This window comes from Klebsiella oxytoca (genome assembly GCF_009707385.1).
GTDB classification, from domain to species: domain Bacteria; phylum Pseudomonadota; class Gammaproteobacteria; order Enterobacterales; family Enterobacteriaceae; genus Klebsiella; species Klebsiella oxytoca_C.
Window position 1 is genome coordinate 2361314 of the sequence record NZ_CP046115.1, and the last position, 18214, is coordinate 2379527.

Genomic DNA, 18214 nt, shown 5'->3' on the forward strand with positions numbered 1-18214 from the left:
AAGGAAGATAGCGTTTTCTCTTTTTTGACTCTCTTGATAAATTCATCTGATAGAACTAATCGCCCATGTTAGAGGCGATTAGTTCTTCTTTGTCCTCGCGCATGAATACGATGCGAATGCCGAAACAAACCTTTCTTCTTCAACCTTTCGCAATATATCCGCTCTTATTATTCAAATTTCCTGTCTGAATGTTTTTTACCCATTTTAGCAATTTGAGTTGTTATCAAAGTGTTACGTGAAAGATGTGTTATCTTTAATAATGACCCTGAGGAGGATCAGGGGATGCTATCCCTAAGGTAAAGGAGGAGCTATGTCGTCAACCCTACGAGCAGCCAGCAAGGATACGTTACAGGTTAAAGATAAAATTTGGCATTACTACAGCTTACCGCTGGCTGCCAAAGAACTGGGCGATCTCTCGCGTTTGCCCAAATCCCTCAAAGTGCTACTGGAAAACCTTCTGCGCTGGCAGGACGGTGAATCAGTTACCGCCGAAGATATTCACGCCCTCGCCGGATGGCTGAAACATGCCCATGCCGACAAAGAAATTGCTTACCGTCCGGCGCGCGTCCTGATGCAGGACTTCACCGGCGTTCCCGCCGTGGTCGATCTGGCGGCGATGCGCGAAGCGGTAAAACGCCTGGGAGGAGATACCGCCAAAGTAAACCCGCTTTCTCCCGTCGATCTGGTGATTGACCACTCCGTCACGGTAGACCGTTTTGGCGATGATGATGCTTTTGAAGAGAACGTCCGTCTTGAGATGGAGCGCAACCATGAGCGCTACGTTTTTTTACGCTGGGGGCAGCAGGCGTTTAGCCGCTTCAGCGTAGTTCCGCCGGGGACAGGAATTTGTCACCAGGTTAACCTGGAATATCTTGGCCGGGCGGTATGGGGTGAGCAGCAAAACGGTGAATGGGTAGCCTTCCCGGACACGCTGGTCGGGACCGATTCGCATACTACCATGATCAACGGTCTGGGCGTGCTGGGTTGGGGGGTAGGCGGTATTGAAGCGGAAGCTGCGATGCTGGGTCAGCCGGTGTCGATGCTCATCCCCGACGTCGTCGGCTTTAAGCTAAGCGGAAAACTGCGGGAAGGTATCACCGCCACGGACCTGGTGCTGACCGTTACCCAGATGCTGCGCAAACATGGCGTAGTGGGTAAATTTGTTGAATTTTACGGCGATGGCCTCGATTCTCTGCCGCTGGCGGACCGCGCGACTATTGCCAATATGTCGCCGGAATATGGCGCGACCTGCGGTTTCTTCCCGATTGATGCCGTTACGCTTGACTATATGCGCCTGACCGGACGCAGCGAGGAGCAGGTGGCGCTGGTTGAAGCCTATGCGAAAGCGCAGGGGATGTGGCGTCAGCCCGGAGACGAGCCGGTGTTCACCAGCACTCTGGCGCTGGATATGGGGAGCGTCGAGGCCAGTCTGGCAGGTCCGAAGCGTCCTCAGGATCGCGTTGCCCTCGGAGACGTACCTAAAGCTTTTGCCGCCAGCACCGAGCTGGAGGTTAACCACGCGCAGAAAGATAAACGGCCAATCGACTATACGCTGAACGGACAGCAATATTCGTTACCGGACGGCGCGGTGGTGATTGCCGCTATTACCTCATGTACCAATACATCTAACCCTAGCGTGCTGATGGCCGCCGGCTTACTGGCGAAGAAAGCCGTTGAGCTGGGACTGAAGCCGCAGCCGTGGGTGAAAGCGTCGCTGGCGCCGGGTTCGAAGGTGGTTTCCGACTATCTGGCCCATGCGAAGCTGACCCCCTATCTGGATGAGCTGGGCTTTAACCTCGTCGGTTATGGCTGTACAACCTGCATTGGTAACTCAGGACCCTTGCCTGATCCGATCGAGCGCGCCATCAAGCAGGGCGATTTGACCGTTGGGGCCGTGCTTTCCGGGAACCGCAACTTTGAAGGCCGCATTCATCCTCTGGTAAAAACGAACTGGCTGGCTTCGCCGCCGCTGGTAGTTGCCTATGCTCTGGCAGGAAATATGAATCTCGACCTGACCCGTGAGCCTTTAGGTACGGGTAAAGATGGTCGACCGGTTTATTTAAAAGATATCTGGCCGAGCGGGAGCGAAGTCGCGCGTGCGGTTGAGCAAGTTTCAACGGAGATGTTCCGTAAAGAGTACGCCGAAGTCTTTGAAGGAACCGCCGAGTGGAAGGCGATCAAAGTAGAACGTTCTGATACCTACGACTGGCAGGATGATTCAACCTACATTCGCCTGTCGCCATTCTTCGACGATATGGGCGTTGAACCTAAGCCGGTGGAGGATATTCAGGGAGCGCGTATTCTGGCCATGCTGGGCGATTCGGTGACCACCGACCATATCTCCCCGGCGGGGAGCATTAAAGCCGATAGTCCGGCGGGGCGTTATCTGCAAAATCACGGCGTCGAACGCATCGATTTTAACTCCTACGGCTCCCGTCGCGGGAACCATGAAGTGATGATGCGCGGTACGTTTGCCAATATCCGTATTCGTAACGAAATGGTCCCCGGCGTTGAAGGAGGGATGACGCGCCATCTTCCGGATAGTCAACCTGTCGCTATTTACGATGCCGCAATGCTCTATAAAAAAGAGGGCACGCCGCTGGCGGTTATTGCAGGCAAAGAGTACGGTTCTGGCTCCAGCCGCGACTGGGCGGCTAAAGGACCTCGTTTGCTTGGGGTCAGGGTGGTTATTGCCGAGTCCTTCGAACGAATCCACCGTTCCAACCTGATTGGGATGGGGATCCTGCCGCTGGAGTTTCCGCAGGGCGTGACGCGTAAAACGCTGGGGCTAAGCGGGGAAGAACGCATTGATATCCGCAACCTGCAGGCGTTAAAGCCCGGTATGACGGTGCCGGTTACGCTTACGCGTGCGGATGGCAAGCAGGAAATCATTGATTGCCGCTGCCGTATCGATACCGCCACTGAGCTGACCTACTACCAGAACGACGGTATTTTGCACTATGTGATCCGTAATATGCTGTAATTCATCTCGTTTTAAGCAAAAGGGCCAGCATATGCTGGCCCTTCATGTTTGCGGTGGATTATTTACTGAGCAGATGCCCCATTTTGGCCGCCTTAGTGTCGAGATAGTGCGCGTTTTTGGGGTTACGGCCGACAATTAATGGAACGCGCTCAACAATGTTGATACCCGCTTCGGTGAGAATTTCAACCTTCTTCGGATTATTGGTTAACAAACGAACCTGGTCGACGTTGAGCAGCTTAAACATATCAGCACACAGGGTAAAATCGCGTTCATCAGCGGCAAAACCCAGCTGGTGGTTGGCTTCTACGGTATCGTAGCCTTGATCCTGTAAGGCGTAAGCGCGGATTTTGTTCAGCAGGCCAATGTTACGTCCTTCCTGACGATGGTACAGCAGGATGCCGCGCCCCTCTTCGGCAATATGCGACAACGCCGCTTCCAGCTGAAATCCACAATCACAGCGCAGGCTAAAAAGGGCGTCGCCCGTTAGACACTCAGAGTGTACGCGAGCCAGAACCGGGGACTGCCCCGAAATATCGCCGAAAACCAGCGCGACGTGATCCTGCCCGGTTGCCAGTTCTTCAAAACCCACCATGAGAAAATCGCCCCATGGGGTTGGCAGTTTGGCTTCTGCCACACGTTTAAGCTGCATGTGATTCTCCAGATTCTATCAGCACCTGACTGTGCTTCTGTTTGCCGCTATTTTGCCACAACGGCGCGACGTTCTCCTAATTGCGTACGGTCACCTGCGCGCAAAGCGCACAAACGAGCTACTTTCCGTTATGATATTGAGTTCAATGATAAGGAGACAAGATGCTGTTGATTGCCAGACGAACCGCCGTAGGCGCGGCCTTGTTATTAATCATGCCCGCCGTGGTCTGGATTTCCGGCTGGAAATGGCATCCGGGACTATCGGCTGATGTCATGAAGCTGTTGTACTGGATCACCGAGACCGTAACCCAGCCCTGGGGCATCATTACTCACGTTATCCTGTGCGCCTGGTTCCTCTGGTGCCTGCGTTTTCGTCTGCGAGCGGCGATAGTGCTGTTTCTCATTTTGGCCGCAGCGATACTGGTCGGGCAGGGAGTGAAGTCGTTGATTAAAGATCGGGTTCAGGAGTCACGTCCGTTTGTTATCTGGCTGGAAAAGGCGCATCAGCTTCCGGTCAATCAATTCTACGCGTTGAAACGCAAAGATCGCGCTAAACTGGTGCATGAGCAGCTGGCGCAAGAGCAAAAAATTCCTCATTTTTTGCGTAAGCACTGGCAAAAAGAGACCGGCTTCGCTTTCCCTTCAGGGCATACGATGTTCGCTGCCAGCTGGGCCCTGCTCGGCGTGGGCCTGCTGTGGCCGCGACGTCGTTGGGTAACCATTGGGCTGCTGCTGACGTGGGCGACGGCGGTGATGGGAAGCCGTCTGGCGTTGGGTATGCACTGGCCGCAGGATTTAATCGTCGCGACGCTGATTTCCTGGCTACTGGTGACCCTTGCGACCTGGCTTGCCCAACGGTTCTGCGGACCATTATCGCCCCCGGGCGAAGAGGTTCAGGATATTAAAAAAAGGGCGGCAGCACCGGAATAATGTTGATATTACCAGTATCAGGCCGCATATCCTGTACTGGTGTCATGCATTTCCATTTCACCGCTGCGGCGAAAATGATACTTTATAGGGCTGAACGCGAGACTTTTTCGCGCAACCCACATAACGGGAAGTCATGTGAAATATTTACTTATTTTCTTACTGGTGTTAGCAATCTTCGTCATTTCAGTAACGCTTGGTGCGCAGAACGATCAGATGGTCACGTTCAACTATTTGCTCGCGCAGGGTGAATTCCGGATTTCGACGCTGTTGGCCGTGCTTTTTGCCGCGGGTTTTGCCATCGGCTGGCTGGTTTGCGGCCTTTTCTGGCTACGCGTTCGCGTTTCGCTGGCGCGTGCCGAGCGTAAAATTAAGCGTCTGGAGCACCAGATTGCCCCCGTCAGCGCTGCACCTGTAGAAGCCGGTGTTCCTGCGGTGAAGGAATAATCATCTATGCTGGAGTTGTTGTTTCTGCTTTTGCCCGTTGCCGCTGCTTATGGCTGGTACATGGGGCGCAGAAGTGCACAACAGTCCAAACAGGACGATGCGAGCCGTCTGTCACGTGACTACGTTGCAGGGGTCAACTTCCTGCTGAGCAATCAGCAGGATAAAGCCGTCGATCTGTTCCTCGATATGCTGAAAGAAGATACCGGCACCGTCGAAGCCCACCTTACGCTTGGCAACCTGTTCCGCTCGCGCGGCGAAGTCGATCGCGCTATTCGTATTCACCAAAGCTTAATGGAAAGCGCGGCGCTAACTTACGACCAGCGCCTGCTGGCTGTTCAACAGCTGGGACGTGATTATATGGCCGCAGGTCTGTATGACCGGGCAGAGGGCATGTTCAAGCAGCTGGTGGATGAGACAGATTTCCGTCTGGGCGCTCTGCAGCAGCTGCTGCAAATTTACCAGGCAACCAGCGACTGGCAGTCGGCGATAGAAGTAGCCGAACGCCTGGTTAAGCTGGGGAAAGAGAAGCATCGCGGCGAAATCGCCAATTTCTGGTGTGAACTGGCGCTGCAGCAAATGGCGGGCAACGATCTCGATAAAGCGATGGCGTTGCTGAAAAAAGGCGCCGCCGCGGATCGCAACAGCGCGCGCGTTTCCATTATGATGGGGCGGGTGTGGATGGAAAAGGGCGACTACGCGAAAGCGATTGAGAGTCTGGAACGGGTCCTCGAACAGGATAAAGAACTGGTCGGAGAAACCCTCGACATGCTGCAGGTCTGTTACCAGCAGTCGGGGAAAACCGACGAGTGGGAAGCTTTTTTGCGCCGCTGCGCGGAGGAAAATACCGGGGCCACGGCTGACCTTATGCTGGCGCAAATTCTTGAGCAGCGTGAAGGGATTGAGTCCGCGCAAAATTACGTCACCCGTCAGCTGGAGCAACATCCGACGATGCGCGTGTTCCATAAGTTGATCGATTACCACATCAATGAAGCCGAAGAGGGGCGTGCGAAACAGAGCCTGGGCGTTCTGCGTCATATGGTTGGAGAACAAGTCCGCAGCAAGCCGCGCTACCGCTGCCAGAAATGTGGTTTTACCGCGCATACGCTGTACTGGCACTGTCCGTCCTGCCGCTCCTGGTCAACCATTAAGCCTATTCGCGGGCTCGATGGGCAATAGCATCAAAAAAAAGCCGCAATTTAGTTACAACATACTTAAGTTTTTTTAGTCGTCTCCTCCGGCTACGGCACCCACAGCGTCCGGCAGGGAGGGAAAAGCAGCCTGTTATTTTCGGCGTATCGCAGGTAGAATGCTGCCCGTTTACCTTTTTTGCGCCGAACCGGCGCTCATCAACAATTAAGGTCCGGTCATGACGTCTACTGCTGCATCCTCTTCTCGTGTTGTCACATCCTCTCCCATCGTCGTTGCTCTCGATTATGATAACCGTGATAAAGCGCTGGCGTTTGTCGACCGTATCGACCCGCGCGACTGTCGCCTGAAGGTGGGTAAAGAGATGTTTACTTTGCTGGGTCCGCAGTTTGTTCGTGACCTGCACCAGCGCGGTTTCGACGTTTTCCTCGACCTTAAATTTCACGATATTCCGAATACGACCGCACGCGCGGTCGCCGCAGCGGCTGAGCTCGGCGTCTGGATGGTTAATGTCCACGCCTCCGGTGGCGCACGTATGATGACCGCCGCGCGTGAAGCCCTGCTACCATTCGGCAAGGATGCGCCGCTGCTGATCGCCGTTACCGTGTTAACCAGCATGGAAGCCAGCGATTTGCAGGATCTGGGGATTACGCTTTCTCCGGCCGACCATGCGGCGAAGCTGGCGGCGCTGACCCAGCGCTGCGGGCTGGATGGCGTAGTTTGTTCGGCTCAGGAAGCCGTGCGCTTCAAACAGGAGCTTGGTCAGGCGTTCAAACTGGTAACGCCGGGCATTCGCCCTCAGGGTAGCGATGCTGGCGATCAGCGTCGCATCATGACGCCTGAACAGGCACAGGCGGCGGGCGTTGATTACATGGTGATAGGTCGTCCCGTCACCCAGTCTGTCGATCCAGCCGCCACGCTGCGCGATATCAATGCATCATTGAACAAGGGGGCATGATGAGCGATTCCAACAGTCGTCTGGTTTATTCGACGGACGGCGGTCGTATTGATGAGCCCAGGCAGGTACAAGCGCGTCCAAAAGGTGACGGCATCGTACGTATTCAGCGTCAGACCAGCGGTCGTAAGGGAAAGGGCGTCTGCCTGATTAGCGGAATAGACGAAGATGACGAGACGCTGGCTAAGTTAGCTGCAGAGCTGAAAAAGAAATGCGGCTGCGGCGGGGCGGTTAAGGATGGCGTGATTGAGATTCAGGGCGATAAACGCGATTTGCTGAAATCGCTTCTGGAAGCCAAAGGAATGAAAGTTAAGCTTGCCGGCGGTTAACCAATAAATAAGGCCACGATAAATATCGTGGCCTTCATTTTTCTGCTGGTGTGCATGTCAGCTAATAAAAAGTTTCGCTTTATTGTTGGTGGTTAAAATTATTTGCCCACCTGGTGGCCGATAATACCGCCGACCGCTGCACCGCCCAGGGTACCCAGGGTGCTGCCGTCAGTTAGTACCGCACCACCGAGAGCACCGGCGCCTGCGCCGATAGCGGTGTTACGATCGCGTTTAGACCAGTTAGAACAAGCGCTCAGAGACATTGCAACAGTGACGGCCAGAACCACAGCGGCCATTTTTTTGTTCATTGAAGTCATCATTTTTTTTCTCCTGAATAATCTATTCATGGATACAACTTCCCTTAAGCATAGCTGGTTACTCCTGCTCAGGGGTTATTCCATGAAGCTTTAGTTGCGCAGGTGTTACTCTATTCACGCAGGTGATAGTTACTTCCTGTTATATCGCTAACATTAATTCTACTTTCTATAAATTTTTCAGGGAGGTAAAAAGTCTGAATTCAGGTGTCGGAAAAGTCTCAGACAAAGCCTGTGCCGGATATCGCCGGCACAGTTGAGGTGGAATCGGAAGAGAAAATCAGGGATGTTTAACGATATCAACGGTTAATCCGCAATCAGTGAGCTGGTTGCGAACGATATCATTAAGATTATCGTCTGTAATAATGCGGTTAAAACGACCAACCGGGCCGAGTGGATAAGGATGAACAACGCTGAACTTTGAGCTGTCGCTCAGCACAATCGCCTCACAGCCTTTTTCCAGCACCGCGTTGACTACATCGGCGCGCATCATATCTCTTCCGGTAAAACCGGTTTCTGCCTGCCAGCCGTCAATGCCGATAAAGGCCTTGCTGAAATGGACGTGCTGGATAAACTGCCGCGTTAGCGGGCCCACCATGCTTTCGCTACGCTTTTGATAGATACCGCCCAGCAGAATGACTTCACCCGGCGTCTCTTTAAGCAGATGCGCAATATAGCTGCTGACGGTGATAATTGTGATATCGCCGCGTTCAGCAAGCGTACGGGCGAGCAGGGCATTACAGCTACCGTTCTCGATAAATATCGTCTCACCGGACGACACAAGCTCAGCTGCCCGCGCGGCCAGCTCTCGCTTTATAGCGAAATTGGTCATCATGCGGGTTTCCACATCTTCACTATCCAGCGGAACGGCATAGCCGTGGGTACGGCGCAGGTAGCTCTGCTTCTCTAATGAATTCAAATCCTGGCGAATGGTGACTTCAGAGACACCGGTCATCTTCGCGAGATCGGCCACGCTCATACGGCCTTTATCGATGACCATTTGCAAAATACTTTGTTGTCGGGCGTTCATAGCAACATCACAGTTAAGGGCTGTTTGGGCTAACGATCGGCTGTGTAAAACCGACCGCGGCGATAAGGATTATCAAATTTCCCACGGCGCTTTAGGCTGACCGGGTTTATTTTCCTGTTCGTCGCTGGAAAGCGCCAGTAGTTCGGCTTTGAGAATTTCCAGGTTATGGATCGCGGAGTGATAATCCCCGGCAACCAGAATATCCAGCACGGTATCGATACGTTGGGCGAGCAGACGGGCATTCAAATCTGACATGGCGTTATCCTGGTTACAAATATGAATAAAATCAATGATGCTAAAAACGGATGAAAAAGAGAAGCGAAAAAACGAACAATCTAACTCATCGATGATGATTAGCGGGCAAGGCGCGGAAAAATAACGGGTGGGACGATAATGCGGCTCCCTGCCCGGGAGCCGCAAAGGGCACTTTATCAGGCGGCAGGACGCGCAATAACGCTACGAGTTTCCATACGGACTTCGGCAATCGTCACATCGATCACATCCGTAACTTTATAGACAACTTCGCCTTTGATCTGCACAGTCCCGCTTTCCTGGCTGCACACCAGTTCATCACGCACGGCATGCAGGAACGGGGCCGGAATAAAAGCAACCGCGCCGTTATCAATCAGACGTACGCGCATACCGCCGCGGCTGACATCAATGATTTCAGCGGCAAAACGAGTATCCGTACCCGCTTGCGGATGCAAATAACGAGCGTACAGCCAGTCTCCGACGTCGCGCTCCGCCATGCGGTTAAGGCGACGACGCTCTGCCATTTGCACCGCAACATCATCCTGCGGACGTGAAATAGTTTCCCCTTTGATAATCGCTTTCAGCAGACGGTGGTTAATCATATCGCCATACTTACGGATTGGAGAGGTCCAGGTTGCATAGGCTTCCAGACCCAGGCCAAAATGCGGGCCCGGTTCGGTGCTGATTTCGGCAAACGACTGGAAGCGGCGGATCCGGCTGTCGAGGAAACCGGACGGCTGCGCGTCCAGCTCGCGGCGTAGTTTACAGAAGCCCTCAAGCGTTAAAACTTCCACCGGATCCACATGTACATCGTGAGTTTTCAGTAAGGCTGCCAGCTGTTCAGTATTCGCCGGATCGAACCCGGTGTGGACGTTGTAAACGCCAAAGCCAAGCTTATCGCGCAGCACGCGGGCAGCGCAGATGTTAGCGGCAATCATCGACTCTTCAACGATGCGGTTAGCGATACGACGCGGTTCGGCAACGATATCCAGGACTTCGCCTTTTTCACCCAGCACAAAGCGGTAATCCGGGCGATCTTTGAAGACCAGGGCGTGGTTTTTCCGCCATTCGCTACGGCGCAGGCAGGCATCGTGCAACAGCTTTATTTGCTGAGCGATAGTCTCGCTCTCCGGTTGCCAGCTGCCGGTTTTTTCCAGCCAGTCGGAAATGTCATCGTAGGCCAGCCTGGCTTTAGACTCGATGGTCGCGGCGAAGAATTCGATATCATCTTCAATGGTACCGTCAGCAGCCAGCGTCATGCGGCAGGCCAGTACCGGACGAACCTCGTTGGGGCGCAGAGAGCAGAGGTCATCAGACAGCTCGCGCGGCAGCATCGGGATATTGAAGCCCGGCAGGTAGTTGGTAAAGGCACGAATTTTTGCCGTATTGTCCAGCTTGCTGCCTTCGGCAATCCAGGCGGTCGGATCGGCAATGGCGACGGTCAGGTGCAGTTTACCGTCAGCGGCGAGCTCGGCGTACAGAGCATCGTCCATATCCTCGGTGCTGGCGCTGTCGATGGTCACGAAAGCCAGCGCCGTTAAGTCACGGCGATTAAGTCCTTCATCAAGCATCTCGGTTGAAACGCCGTCCGGCGCTTCTTTTTCCAGATTATGACGAGCCAGAGTGACCCACCACGGCACGAAATGATCGTCCCCATAGGTAATATACTGGGTGAGTTCAGCATAGAAACCGCGGTCGCCTTTTAACGGATGACGGCGCATTTCGGCAACGGCCCAGTCACCTTCTTTAAAATCATGCTCTACGCCGCGAGCGGCACGGCAGGGAATGGCATCTTTCAGCAGCGGATGATCAGGAACGATAGAGAGACGATCGTCTTTCTTATGAACTTTGCCGACAAAACGCGTCAGGAACGGCTCAACCAGTTCTTCCGGTTCAGCGCTTTCGCGTTCTTTTTCAGTGTTGACCACGGCGATAATACGATCGCCATGCATCACTTTCTTCATTTGCGGCGGCGGAATGAAATAGCTTTTCTGAGAGTCGACTTCGAGGAAGCCAAATCCTTTTTCCGTCCCCTTAACGACGCCTTCAACGCGTGGCGTCTGGGAATGCAGTTGCTGTTTAAGCTGCGCTAGCAGCGGGTTGTCCTGAAACATAATTTCGTATTTTCGTGGCTAAAAGAGCGGCTGACATTTTTACGCGAATATGCCTGCCGCAGCAAGCGCTGTTTCAGCATTTTACGTCTGCTGACTCACATTCCCGAGGGCGATTTTTAGACGATTCATCCATCCGCACAGCCCGCACCAGGCGAGAAGATCGATGGCAGATGTCCGGGAGAGCCCGTATTCAATCAGGGGATTCAGGTGGGCTGCGCTGAAGCGGTCAGGGGAACGGGTTAAAAGCTGGATGGATTGTAACAGCTGGCGCTCGAATGCCGGGTTTTCCCCCCACCGGTGAACGCTGGATGGATTGCCGCGTAACGCGCCCGAAAGCGCGGTCAGGTTCGGACATCGCGAGGCCCAGGCGTTAAAGCAGCTGATGCTACCGTTGATGCGCGCAGCAATCAGCGCCACCTGCGCGGCGAACGGCTGCGGCTCGCTGAGGTGGCTCAGAAGCTGTTCCTGCATATCCAGCGGAGGCTCCTGAGCCGCCAGCAGCGGAGCCAGCTCGAACAGGCCCGGATGTTTTTGCCAGCCCGCTAACAGCGACTGGCGCTCATCGTCGGCATAGCGTAAATCTGCATCGTCGAGCCCTGGATGCCAGTCGCAGTCACTGGCGACGAAAAGGGTTTCTGGCGCGTCGTCCTGCTGCGGCATTCCGGGGATCCAGCGCACCGGGTAACCAAGAGCCGCGTGGAACGCGGCGATAGCGCGGGCCTGGAAGCTAACGAAACCAATAATCTGATTGATAAGGATAATATCGCGACTGGTCAGGCCGACTTCATCAAGCTGATGGCGGGACTGCGCGTTAATCAGCGCAGGCGAGCTCGCGAGCTGGCGCGCGTACTGGGTAATTTGCGCCAGGCGACGATTGCTTTCACGCGAGGAGTCCGGGCCTGGAAGCGGCGCCAGCCGGGCCGCATAATGATTACACAGGCGCTGAACGCCATATACCTGAGCGACGGTCAGCGCCGTGCTGAGCCGGTCATAGGCGCTAAATGTCTGCAGACGATTAACGCTCACCGTCGTGGGAAAAAGGGCATCGGCCAGCCGACGAGCCAGCGGAAGCCAGCGCGCATGCGCTTTGCGCAGCTCTTCAGGCAGAGCCAGATCGAGAAGAAAACGATCTTCGACATGGGCGGCTTCAGGGACGAGCGGCAAGACATCCACCGGGCAGATTGTTGACTGGGTCTCATGATACCAGTGGTTTTTGCCGTAAACGCGGCGTTGCTCCATGGGCGTTCCTTGTTCGATATGTGGCAAACCGCCATTTCGCGGTCATGCTATAGGGAACTATCCTGGCTTAACCCTGATGCGGGAGAAAATATTGATACGTGCTAACAAATAGCGGATTGGAATAACAGAGGAAGAACGCGGGGATAAACCCTCCTCACTGGGGCGAGGAGGGTGGGCAACTTATTGCAGTTCCAGCTCGTTCATTGCGGCGATGCTGAAGCCGCCGTCAACGTGAACAACTTCACCGGAGATGCCTGCAGACAGGTCAGAGCACAGGAAGGCTGCGCTGTTACCGACGTCTTCAGTGGTGACGGTGCGACGAATCGGGGTAACCGCTTCGCAGTGCGCCAGCATCTTACGGAAATCTTTAATACCGGAAGCCGCCAGAGTACGGATTGGACCGGCGGAGATGGCGTTAACGCGAACGCCTTCCGGACCCATGGCGTTAGCCATGTAACGGACGTTTGCTTCAAGAGAAGCTTTCGCCAGGCCCATTACGTTATAGTTCGGGATAGCGCGCTCTGCGCCCAGGTAGGAAAGGGTCAGCAGGGCGGAGCCCGGGTTCAGCATACCGCGGCAGGCTTTCGCCATCGCAACAAAGCTGTAGGCGCTGATATCGTGAGCGATTTTAAAACCTTCACGCGTTACTGCGTTAACGTAGTCGCCGTCCAGCTGATCTGCCGGAGCATAGCCGATGGAGTGTACGAAACCGTCGAATTTTGGCCACACTTTCGCCAGCTCGGTGAACAGTGACTCAATACTCTCATCTTCAGATACGTCACACGGCAGGACGATGTTAGAGCCCAGCGCGGCGGCAAATTCTTCCACACGACCTTTCAGTTTTTCGTTCTGATAGGTGAACGCCAGTTCAGCCCCTTCACGGTGCATAGCTTGCGCGATGCCCCAGGCGATGGACAGTTTGCTGGCAAGGCCAGTCAACAGAATGCGCTTACCGGAAAGAAAACCCATAGCTTTTAATCCTTATCGTTATTGCTTATTTTTACTTTAACAATCATTTGATTAACGTTGTTATTTCAAAATAACTCAAATTTAGCCAAGAATTATATCTCACTGACGACCCCCTCTGTCACGATATTTTTCTGCCATTCCCCTCGCTATATGGCGCACATGGCTACCATCTGTACCAGAGTATCCCCTTTAAGATTATAGGTATCTGGCGCTAGCGGCGTTCTATTTCAACCAGTAGCAGGCGGGCATGCGCAGCGTGTGGAATCAGTTCGCCCGGCGGTTCGTCCTGCCACCAGATCCCCGACCCGGCCACACAGACGGTGTCAGCCAACAGCCAATGGCCCTGCAGTATCCACGCGATGCCCTCCGCGCCGGGCCGCTGCCGCTGCGTGACGACGCTGACCCGGGCGCGGGCGCGCGAACGCTGGGTCATTATATTGAAGTCCAGGCCGCGTCCGCTAATCCCCTCGCTGGCAAGAGGCCACTCACCGGCAAACGCCCAGGGTTGCCAGAGCTCCAGGCGCTGGGCGATATTATCGCCCCGTAGCCATAGCGGTTGCCCTTCAAGCAGGGTGATGACCCGGTCGACGCCGGGAAAAAGAGAAAACGGGCCGTCATTTTCCAGCGTGGCGATGCTCGCGCGCCAGATAAACGGCGCATCCGGCGAAGGGATGCTGACAATTTCGCGCGTTTCGCCCGCGCCGTTTTTCCACGGCGTGACGGGCAGGGTCGAAAACTGAACCGGAACAATCATCTGAATGTATGCCTCGGATTATTTACCGTCTTTACGCCAGGCATCGGCGGTAAGCGCCTCGCCAAAATGGCCGGCAATAAGACGTTTAGTCAGCTCGTGTAGCGGAGACGCCAGAACATCGGCGGTGCTGCCGCGCTCGACCACTTCACCGTGATGCATCACCAGTACCTGGTCGCTAATATGCTTCATCATCCCCAGATGCTGAGTCACGTAAATGTAGGAAATACCCTGCTTTTCCTGCAGCTCCAGCATCAGGTTTATCAGCTGCGAACGCATAGACATATCCAGCGACGCCAGCGCCTCATCGCAGACAATCACTTTCGGACGCAGAATCAGTGCCCGCGCGAGGCCCAGACGCTGTTTTTGCCCCGGCGCCAGCATATGCGGATAGTAGCTGACATGGTCAGGCAGCAGGCCAACCATGCGCAACGTTTCGATAATCTGCTTCTGCCGCGCCTCTGGCTCGAGGTCGGTATTCAGACGCAGCGGAAAATCGAGGATTTGCGAAATACGCTGCCGTGGGTTGAGTGATGTCGACGGATCCTGAAAGATCATGCGAATCTTCTGGCTGCGGAAAGAGTAATCACCAAACTCCAGCCGATGGTCATCAATCAGCAGTTCGCCGGTGCTGGGTTCGACCATTCCGGCGAGCATTTTCGCCAGCGTTGATTTGCCGGAGCCGTTCTCGCCGATGATCGCCAGCGTCTGGCGTTCACGAAGGGTGAAGCTCAGCGGCTTAACGGCTTCTACCGTTTGCCGATGAAACCAACCGGTACGGTAGCGAAAGGTCTTACTCAAATTGCGTACTTCAAGCAACGTTTCGACCATTTCACTCTTTCTCCATGTTCAGCGGGAAATGACAGGCATAGAGGTGGTTGCGCGCGCCCACCAGGCGTGGCGTTTCGATACATTCGCGCTGGGCGTAGGGGCAACGGGGCCCGAGGCGGCAGCCGATAGGCAGTTGTTCGAGCAGCGGAATAGCCCCCGGCAGGGTGTTGAGCCGACTTTTGTGTTGCATGGCGCTACCGAAGTCCGGGATCGCCCGAATCAGCGCCTGCGTATATGGATGATGAGGAATGGTCACCAGTTCTTCGCTCGGCGCGCTTTCCACCGTTTGCCCGCAGTACATGACGTTAATTTTGTCCGCCCATTTACTGAGCATCTGCATATCGTGGCTGATTAGCAGAATCGTGGTGTTGTTATTTTGGTTCAATCGCGTCAGCAGGCGAATAATTTGCGCCTGAGTCGTCGGCTCCATGGCGTTGGTCGGTTCATCGGCGATAAGCAGGCGAGGCTGGTTTGCCAGCGCAATAGCAATCATGACCTTCTGGCACTCTCCGTCCGTCAGCTCGTAGGGAAAGCTGCGCATCGCATCTTTATGATCTTTGATCCCCACCCGGTGTAAGAGCTCAATCGCGCGCCGTTTACGCCAGCCAAAGCGCTGCCACCAGCGTCCTTTAAAGGTCCAGCCGGGAATGTTCTGCGTCAGCTGCTGGCCGATTCGTTCAGAAGGGTCGAGGCAGGACTGGGGCTCCTGAAAGATCATCGAGACGTTATGGCCCACCAGCTTACGCCGCTCGCGTACTGACAGGCGCAGCAGATCGATATCGTCGAAACGCATGCGGTCGGCGGTCACCCGCCAGTTGTCTTTGGTGACGCCGCAAATTGCTTTGGCAATTAAGCTTTTACCCGAGCCGGATTCTCCGACCAGGCCGCGAATTTCCCCTTCAGCCAGGGTCAGGCTGACGCGGTCGACGGCTTTCACCCAGCCTTCATTGGTTTTAAATTCAATCGTTAAATTACGAATATCGAGTAACGGCATTATTCCACCCCGGCGACGATTGCGCGGCGGATCCCGTCGCCCAGCAGGTTAACCAGCAGGACGCTTATCATAATTGCCGCGCCCGGCAGCATCACCGTCCACGGTGCGACGTAAATCAGCTCCAGCGCATCGCCGAGCATTGCTCCCCATTCAGGGGAAGGAAGCTGAGCGCCGAGGTCGAGGAAACCCAGCGCGGCGATATCCAGGATCGCCATCGACAGCGCCCGGGTGATCTCGGTGACCAGGCCAGAGGTGATATTCGGCAGCACCGCGAACCATAAAATATTCAGCGTCGACGCCCCGTCGAGGCGCGCGGCGATGACGTACTCTTTTTCCAGTTCATCATGCACCATGCTGTAAACCGACCGCACCATGCGCGGCAGGAGCGCCAGCCATACGGCAAACATTGCGTGGCTAAGATGCGGGCCCGCGAAGGCGACGACGATAATCGCCAGCAGCAGGGAGGGAATCGACAGCAGGGTGTCGAGAATATGGTTCATCACAGCAGAACGCAGGCCGTGAGTCGCACCGGCAATCACGCCAAGTACCAGGCCCAGCAGAGAGGCGCCCAGCGTCACTACAAATGCCCCGCCGACCGTTGGCGCCGCGCCGCTCAGCAGACGGCTAAGAACGTCGCGACCCAGATCGTCAGTACCAAGGAAGAATGACACCTCACCGTAGCGCGACCATGACGGCGGCAGCAGCTGATAGCCAAGAAACTGCTGGTCGATGCCGTAAGGCGCGAACCAGCCGCCGAAAACGCACAACAGTACCAGAGCCGCACAGCCGTACAGGCCGACCATAGCGGTAGTATCACCGTAGAATTTTCGCCATACGGTGCGCAGCGCACCCGGCGGGCGCTTCTCCAGATAGACGCTATCGTAGGGCATATAAACCTGTTTTATGTTTGTTAATCATGATTGATGTCTTTTAAAATTCTTCAATACCAACAACACGTTACTTCAATTTTGCGCTTTAAGATTCTTTATTTTGCATTAATTTGAAGGTTATCAATTTACGTATAATGTGTACACTGATGTGTATATCATCTTCCGGAGTGTACACATTGCTTACCGACACAAAACTTAGAAAATCTCTTGGCAAAAAAAGAGACAAAATTGAGGTCATTTCAGACGCTCACGGCTTGAATGTCAGGTTGTCTACTTCCGGCAGTATAACATTCTTTTATCGTTACAGATGGAACGGGAAAGCCGTTCAGCTGACGATTGGCGATTATCCAACCATATCATTATCTCAGGCCCGAGAGCGCCGGCAGCAGTTCAGGGCGTGGTTGACGGAAGGACTGGATCCGAGACGGAAAACAGTGCTGGAGAAACAGAAAAAAACAGAAGCACTGACAGTTAAAGAAGCGTTCGACTACTGGGAAAAGTATTACTGCATTCCAGAAGGACTGGTCAAAATAAAAGTTAATCGCCGGGACTTTAATAATCATATCGCTCCTGTGCTCGGTGACATGATTGTTGACCAGACAACGAAAGCACACTGGCTAAGCCTTTTTGATGATATGGGAAGAAGGGTGGTTACCGGTCAGATGCTGGGTTTAATGCAGCGTACATTCCGTTTCTGCTCCAACAGAGGAGTTATTAACGTAAACCCCATAGAAAGCTTAAGGCGTTCTGACGTTGGGCTTACTGCTGCGGTTAAAGATCGCTGGTTAAGTGACGAAGAAATCAAAACGGTCTGGAATACGCTGCCGGAAATGAAGTACAGGCAGCAGCTGATTATGAAGTTTCTTATCCTGACCGGTTGCCGGAGTACTGAGATAAGAACAGCTAAATGGGAATGGTTTGATTTCCAGGAGGGAACCTGGACTATTCCAGCAAGTGATTACAAAACCGGTAAGTCAGTAAGGCGGGCGCTACCTGAAGCGGTGGTCAACATGATGAAGACAGAAAAGGAAACATCCGTCTCAAATCATGTTGTGACACTGTCACGATACAAAGGGCCAGAAGACGATCGTCCTCCGCAGCAACCCAACGTTGCCTTGTTCTCGGCTCAAATCATAGCCAAAACGGGAATGAAAACGTGGTCGCTTCACGACCTTAGAAGAACAATAGCAACGCGCCTTTCTGAATTAGGCGCGCCGCCACATGTGATTGAGAAATTGCTTGGTCATCATATGTCTGGGGTCATGGCGCGGTATAACCTGCATGACTATCTGGATGAACAGCGGCATTGGCTTGCGGTATGGCAGACTCATCTTGAAAAGCTGATTGGTCAGCCTCTGGTTTGATACCCACGTTATCTTCCCAGGCCAGAAGGTC

18 protein-coding genes are annotated in these 18214 nt (G+C 54.2%); 7 read left to right on the forward strand and 11 right to left on the reverse strand.

Translation table 11 applies throughout. The features are described 5' to 3' along the window. The first annotated feature begins 310 nt into the window (after positions 1 to 310). The gene (acnA, locus tag GJ746_RS10875) at positions 311 to 2983 is read left to right on the forward strand and encodes an aconitate hydratase AcnA (protein ID WP_154680207.1); all 2673 of its coding nucleotides are present in this window, start codon (positions 311 to 313) and stop codon (positions 2981 to 2983) included. A gap of 58 nt (positions 2984 to 3041) precedes the next feature. Here the strand turns inward: acnA and ribA are convergent, their stop codons facing one another. Beyond that, the gene (gene ribA / locus GJ746_RS10880) at positions 3042 to 3632 is read right to left on the reverse strand and encodes a GTP cyclohydrolase II (RefSeq protein ID WP_004121245.1); all 591 of its coding nucleotides are present in this window, start codon (positions 3630 to 3632) and stop codon (positions 3042 to 3044) included. Positions 3633 to 3793: 161 nt separating this feature from the next. On the opposite strand from ribA, the gene pgpB reads away from it, so the two are divergent. The 5 genes from pgpB (at position 3794) to yciH (ending at position 7435) form a co-directional block, all read left to right on the forward strand. After that, complete coding sequence (pgpB, locus tag GJ746_RS10885; protein ID WP_154680208.1) at positions 3794 to 4561, forward strand: phosphatidylglycerophosphatase B; 768 nt, start codon at positions 3794 to 3796, stop codon at positions 4559 to 4561. Positions 4562 to 4696: 135 nt separating this feature from the next. Beyond that, on the forward strand, positions 4697 to 5005 hold the full coding sequence (locus GJ746_RS10890; RefSeq protein WP_154680209.1) for a LapA family protein: 309 nt from the start codon (positions 4697 to 4699) through the stop codon (positions 5003 to 5005). Between the two features lie 6 nt (positions 5006 to 5011). Next, positions 5012 to 6181, forward strand: coding sequence for a lipopolysaccharide assembly protein LapB (gene lapB / locus GJ746_RS10895; RefSeq protein WP_154680210.1), 1170 nt, complete (start codon positions 5012 to 5014; stop codon positions 6179 to 6181). Between the two features lie 190 nt (positions 6182 to 6371). Then, positions 6372 to 7109 (forward strand): orotidine-5'-phosphate decarboxylase, encoded by a 738-nt coding sequence (gene pyrF / locus GJ746_RS10900; protein ID WP_154680211.1) that lies wholly within the window; start codon positions 6372 to 6374, stop codon positions 7107 to 7109. Beyond that, positions 7109 to 7435: a stress response translation initiation inhibitor YciH gene (gene yciH / locus GJ746_RS10905; protein ID WP_154682695.1), complete on the forward strand. Its 327-nt coding sequence runs from the start codon at positions 7109 to 7111 to the stop codon at positions 7433 to 7435. The genes pyrF and yciH overlap by 1 nt, the downstream gene beginning before the upstream one ends. 98 nt (positions 7436 to 7533) lie before the next feature. Here yciH and osmB read toward each other — a convergent pair whose 3' ends face one another. The 10 genes from osmB to sapC all read right to left on the reverse strand — a co-directional run bounded on the left by osmB (position 7534) and on the right by sapC (position 16819). Then, positions 7534 to 7752, reverse strand: a complete 219-nt coding sequence (gene osmB / locus GJ746_RS10910; protein WP_004139496.1) for an osmotically-inducible lipoprotein OsmB — start codon at positions 7750 to 7752, stop codon at positions 7534 to 7536. Between the two features lie 277 nt (positions 7753 to 8029). Further along, on the reverse strand, positions 8030 to 8779 hold the full coding sequence (locus GJ746_RS10915; protein WP_154680212.1) for a DNA-binding transcriptional regulator YciT: 750 nt from the start codon (positions 8777 to 8779) through the stop codon (positions 8030 to 8032). Between the two features lie 72 nt (positions 8780 to 8851). Then, positions 8852 to 9034 (reverse strand): hypothetical protein, encoded by a 183-nt coding sequence (locus GJ746_RS10920; RefSeq protein ID WP_154680213.1) that lies wholly within the window; start codon positions 9032 to 9034, stop codon positions 8852 to 8854. A gap of 176 nt (positions 9035 to 9210) precedes the next feature. After that, positions 9211 to 11145 (reverse strand): exoribonuclease II, encoded by a 1935-nt coding sequence (locus GJ746_RS10925; protein ID WP_154680214.1) that lies wholly within the window; start codon positions 11143 to 11145, stop codon positions 9211 to 9213. Positions 11146 to 11226: 81 nt separating this feature from the next. Continuing rightward, positions 11227 to 12384, reverse strand: a complete 1158-nt coding sequence (locus tag GJ746_RS10930) for a carboxymuconolactone decarboxylase family protein (RefSeq protein WP_154680215.1) — start codon at positions 12382 to 12384, stop codon at positions 11227 to 11229. Between the two features lie 180 nt (positions 12385 to 12564). Beyond that, on the reverse strand, positions 12565 to 13353 hold the full coding sequence (fabI, locus tag GJ746_RS10935; RefSeq protein WP_154680216.1) for an enoyl-ACP reductase FabI: 789 nt from the start codon (positions 13351 to 13353) through the stop codon (positions 12565 to 12567). 211 nt (positions 13354 to 13564) lie between these two features. Further along, complete coding sequence (locus GJ746_RS10940) at positions 13565 to 14107, reverse strand: HutD family protein (protein ID WP_154680217.1); 543 nt, start codon at positions 14105 to 14107, stop codon at positions 13565 to 13567. Positions 14108 to 14125: 18 nt separating this feature from the next. Further along, positions 14126 to 14935, reverse strand: coding sequence for a putrescine export ABC transporter ATP-binding protein SapF (gene sapF, locus GJ746_RS10945; RefSeq protein ID WP_154680218.1), 810 nt, complete (start codon positions 14933 to 14935; stop codon positions 14126 to 14128). 1 nt (position 14936) lies between these two features. Continuing rightward, complete coding sequence (gene sapD / locus GJ746_RS10950; protein ID WP_154680219.1) at positions 14937 to 15929, reverse strand: putrescine export ABC transporter ATP-binding protein SapD; 993 nt, start codon at positions 15927 to 15929, stop codon at positions 14937 to 14939. Then, a complete protein-coding gene (sapC, locus tag GJ746_RS10955; protein ID WP_154680220.1) occupies positions 15929 to 16819 on the reverse strand; it encodes a putrescine export ABC transporter permease SapC in 891 nt (296 codons plus the stop codon). The genes sapD and sapC overlap by 1 nt, the downstream gene beginning before the upstream one ends. A gap of 146 nt (positions 16820 to 16965) precedes the next feature. Here sapC and GJ746_RS10960 point away from each other — a divergent pair, with 146 nt between their 5' ends. After that, the gene (locus GJ746_RS10960; protein ID WP_195908823.1) at positions 16966 to 18183 is read left to right on the forward strand and encodes a tyrosine-type recombinase/integrase; all 1218 of its coding nucleotides are present in this window, start codon (positions 16966 to 16968) and stop codon (positions 18181 to 18183) included. Positions 18184 to 18214 lie beyond the last annotated feature (31 nt).

Excerpts from the sequence above, each read along its gene's own strand:
- acnA (WP_154680207.1), top strand. The coding sequence starts at position 311 with ATGTCGTCAACCCTACGAGCAGCCAGCAAGGATACGTTACAGGTTAAA.
- ribA (WP_004121245.1), bottom strand. The coding sequence starts at position 3,632 with ATGCAGCTTAAACGTGTGGCAGAAGCCAAACTGCCAACCCCATGGGGC.
- pgpB (WP_154680208.1), top strand. The coding sequence starts at position 3,794 with ATGCTGTTGATTGCCAGACGAACCGCCGTAGGCGCGGCCTTGTTATTA.
- lapB (WP_154680210.1), top strand. The coding sequence starts at position 5,012 with ATGCTGGAGTTGTTGTTTCTGCTTTTGCCCGTTGCCGCTGCTTATGGC.
- pyrF (WP_154680211.1), top strand. The coding sequence starts at position 6,372 with ATGACGTCTACTGCTGCATCCTCTTCTCGTGTTGTCACATCCTCTCCC.
- yciH (WP_154682695.1), top strand. The coding sequence starts at position 7,109 with ATGAGCGATTCCAACAGTCGTCTGGTTTATTCGACGGACGGCGGTCGT.
- osmB (WP_004139496.1), bottom strand. The coding sequence starts at position 7,752 with ATGACTTCAATGAACAAAAAAATGGCCGCTGTGGTTCTGGCCGTCACT.
- GJ746_RS10915 (WP_154680212.1), bottom strand. The coding sequence starts at position 8,779 with ATGAACGCCCGACAACAAAGTATTTTGCAAATGGTCATCGATAAAGGC.
- GJ746_RS10920 (WP_154680213.1), bottom strand. The coding sequence starts at position 9,034 with ATGTCAGATTTGAATGCCCGTCTGCTCGCCCAACGTATCGATACCGTG.
- GJ746_RS10925 (WP_154680214.1), bottom strand. The coding sequence starts at position 11,145 with ATGTTTCAGGACAACCCGCTGCTAGCGCAGCTTAAACAGCAACTGCAT.
- GJ746_RS10930 (WP_154680215.1), bottom strand. The coding sequence starts at position 12,384 with ATGGAGCAACGCCGCGTTTACGGCAAAAACCACTGGTATCATGAGACC.
- fabI (WP_154680216.1), bottom strand. The coding sequence starts at position 13,353 with ATGGGTTTTCTTTCCGGTAAGCGCATTCTGTTGACTGGCCTTGCCAGC.
- GJ746_RS10940 (WP_154680217.1), bottom strand. The coding sequence starts at position 14,107 with ATGATTGTTCCGGTTCAGTTTTCGACCCTGCCCGTCACGCCGTGGAAA.
- sapF (WP_154680218.1), bottom strand. The coding sequence starts at position 14,935 with ATGGTCGAAACGTTGCTTGAAGTACGCAATTTGAGTAAGACCTTTCGC.
- sapD (WP_154680219.1), bottom strand. The coding sequence starts at position 15,929 with ATGCCGTTACTCGATATTCGTAATTTAACGATTGAATTTAAAACCAAT.
- sapC (WP_154680220.1), bottom strand. The coding sequence starts at position 16,819 with ATGCCCTACGATAGCGTCTATCTGGAGAAGCGCCCGCCGGGTGCGCTG.
- GJ746_RS10960 (WP_195908823.1), top strand. The coding sequence starts at position 16,966 with ATGTGTATATCATCTTCCGGAGTGTACACATTGCTTACCGACACAAAA.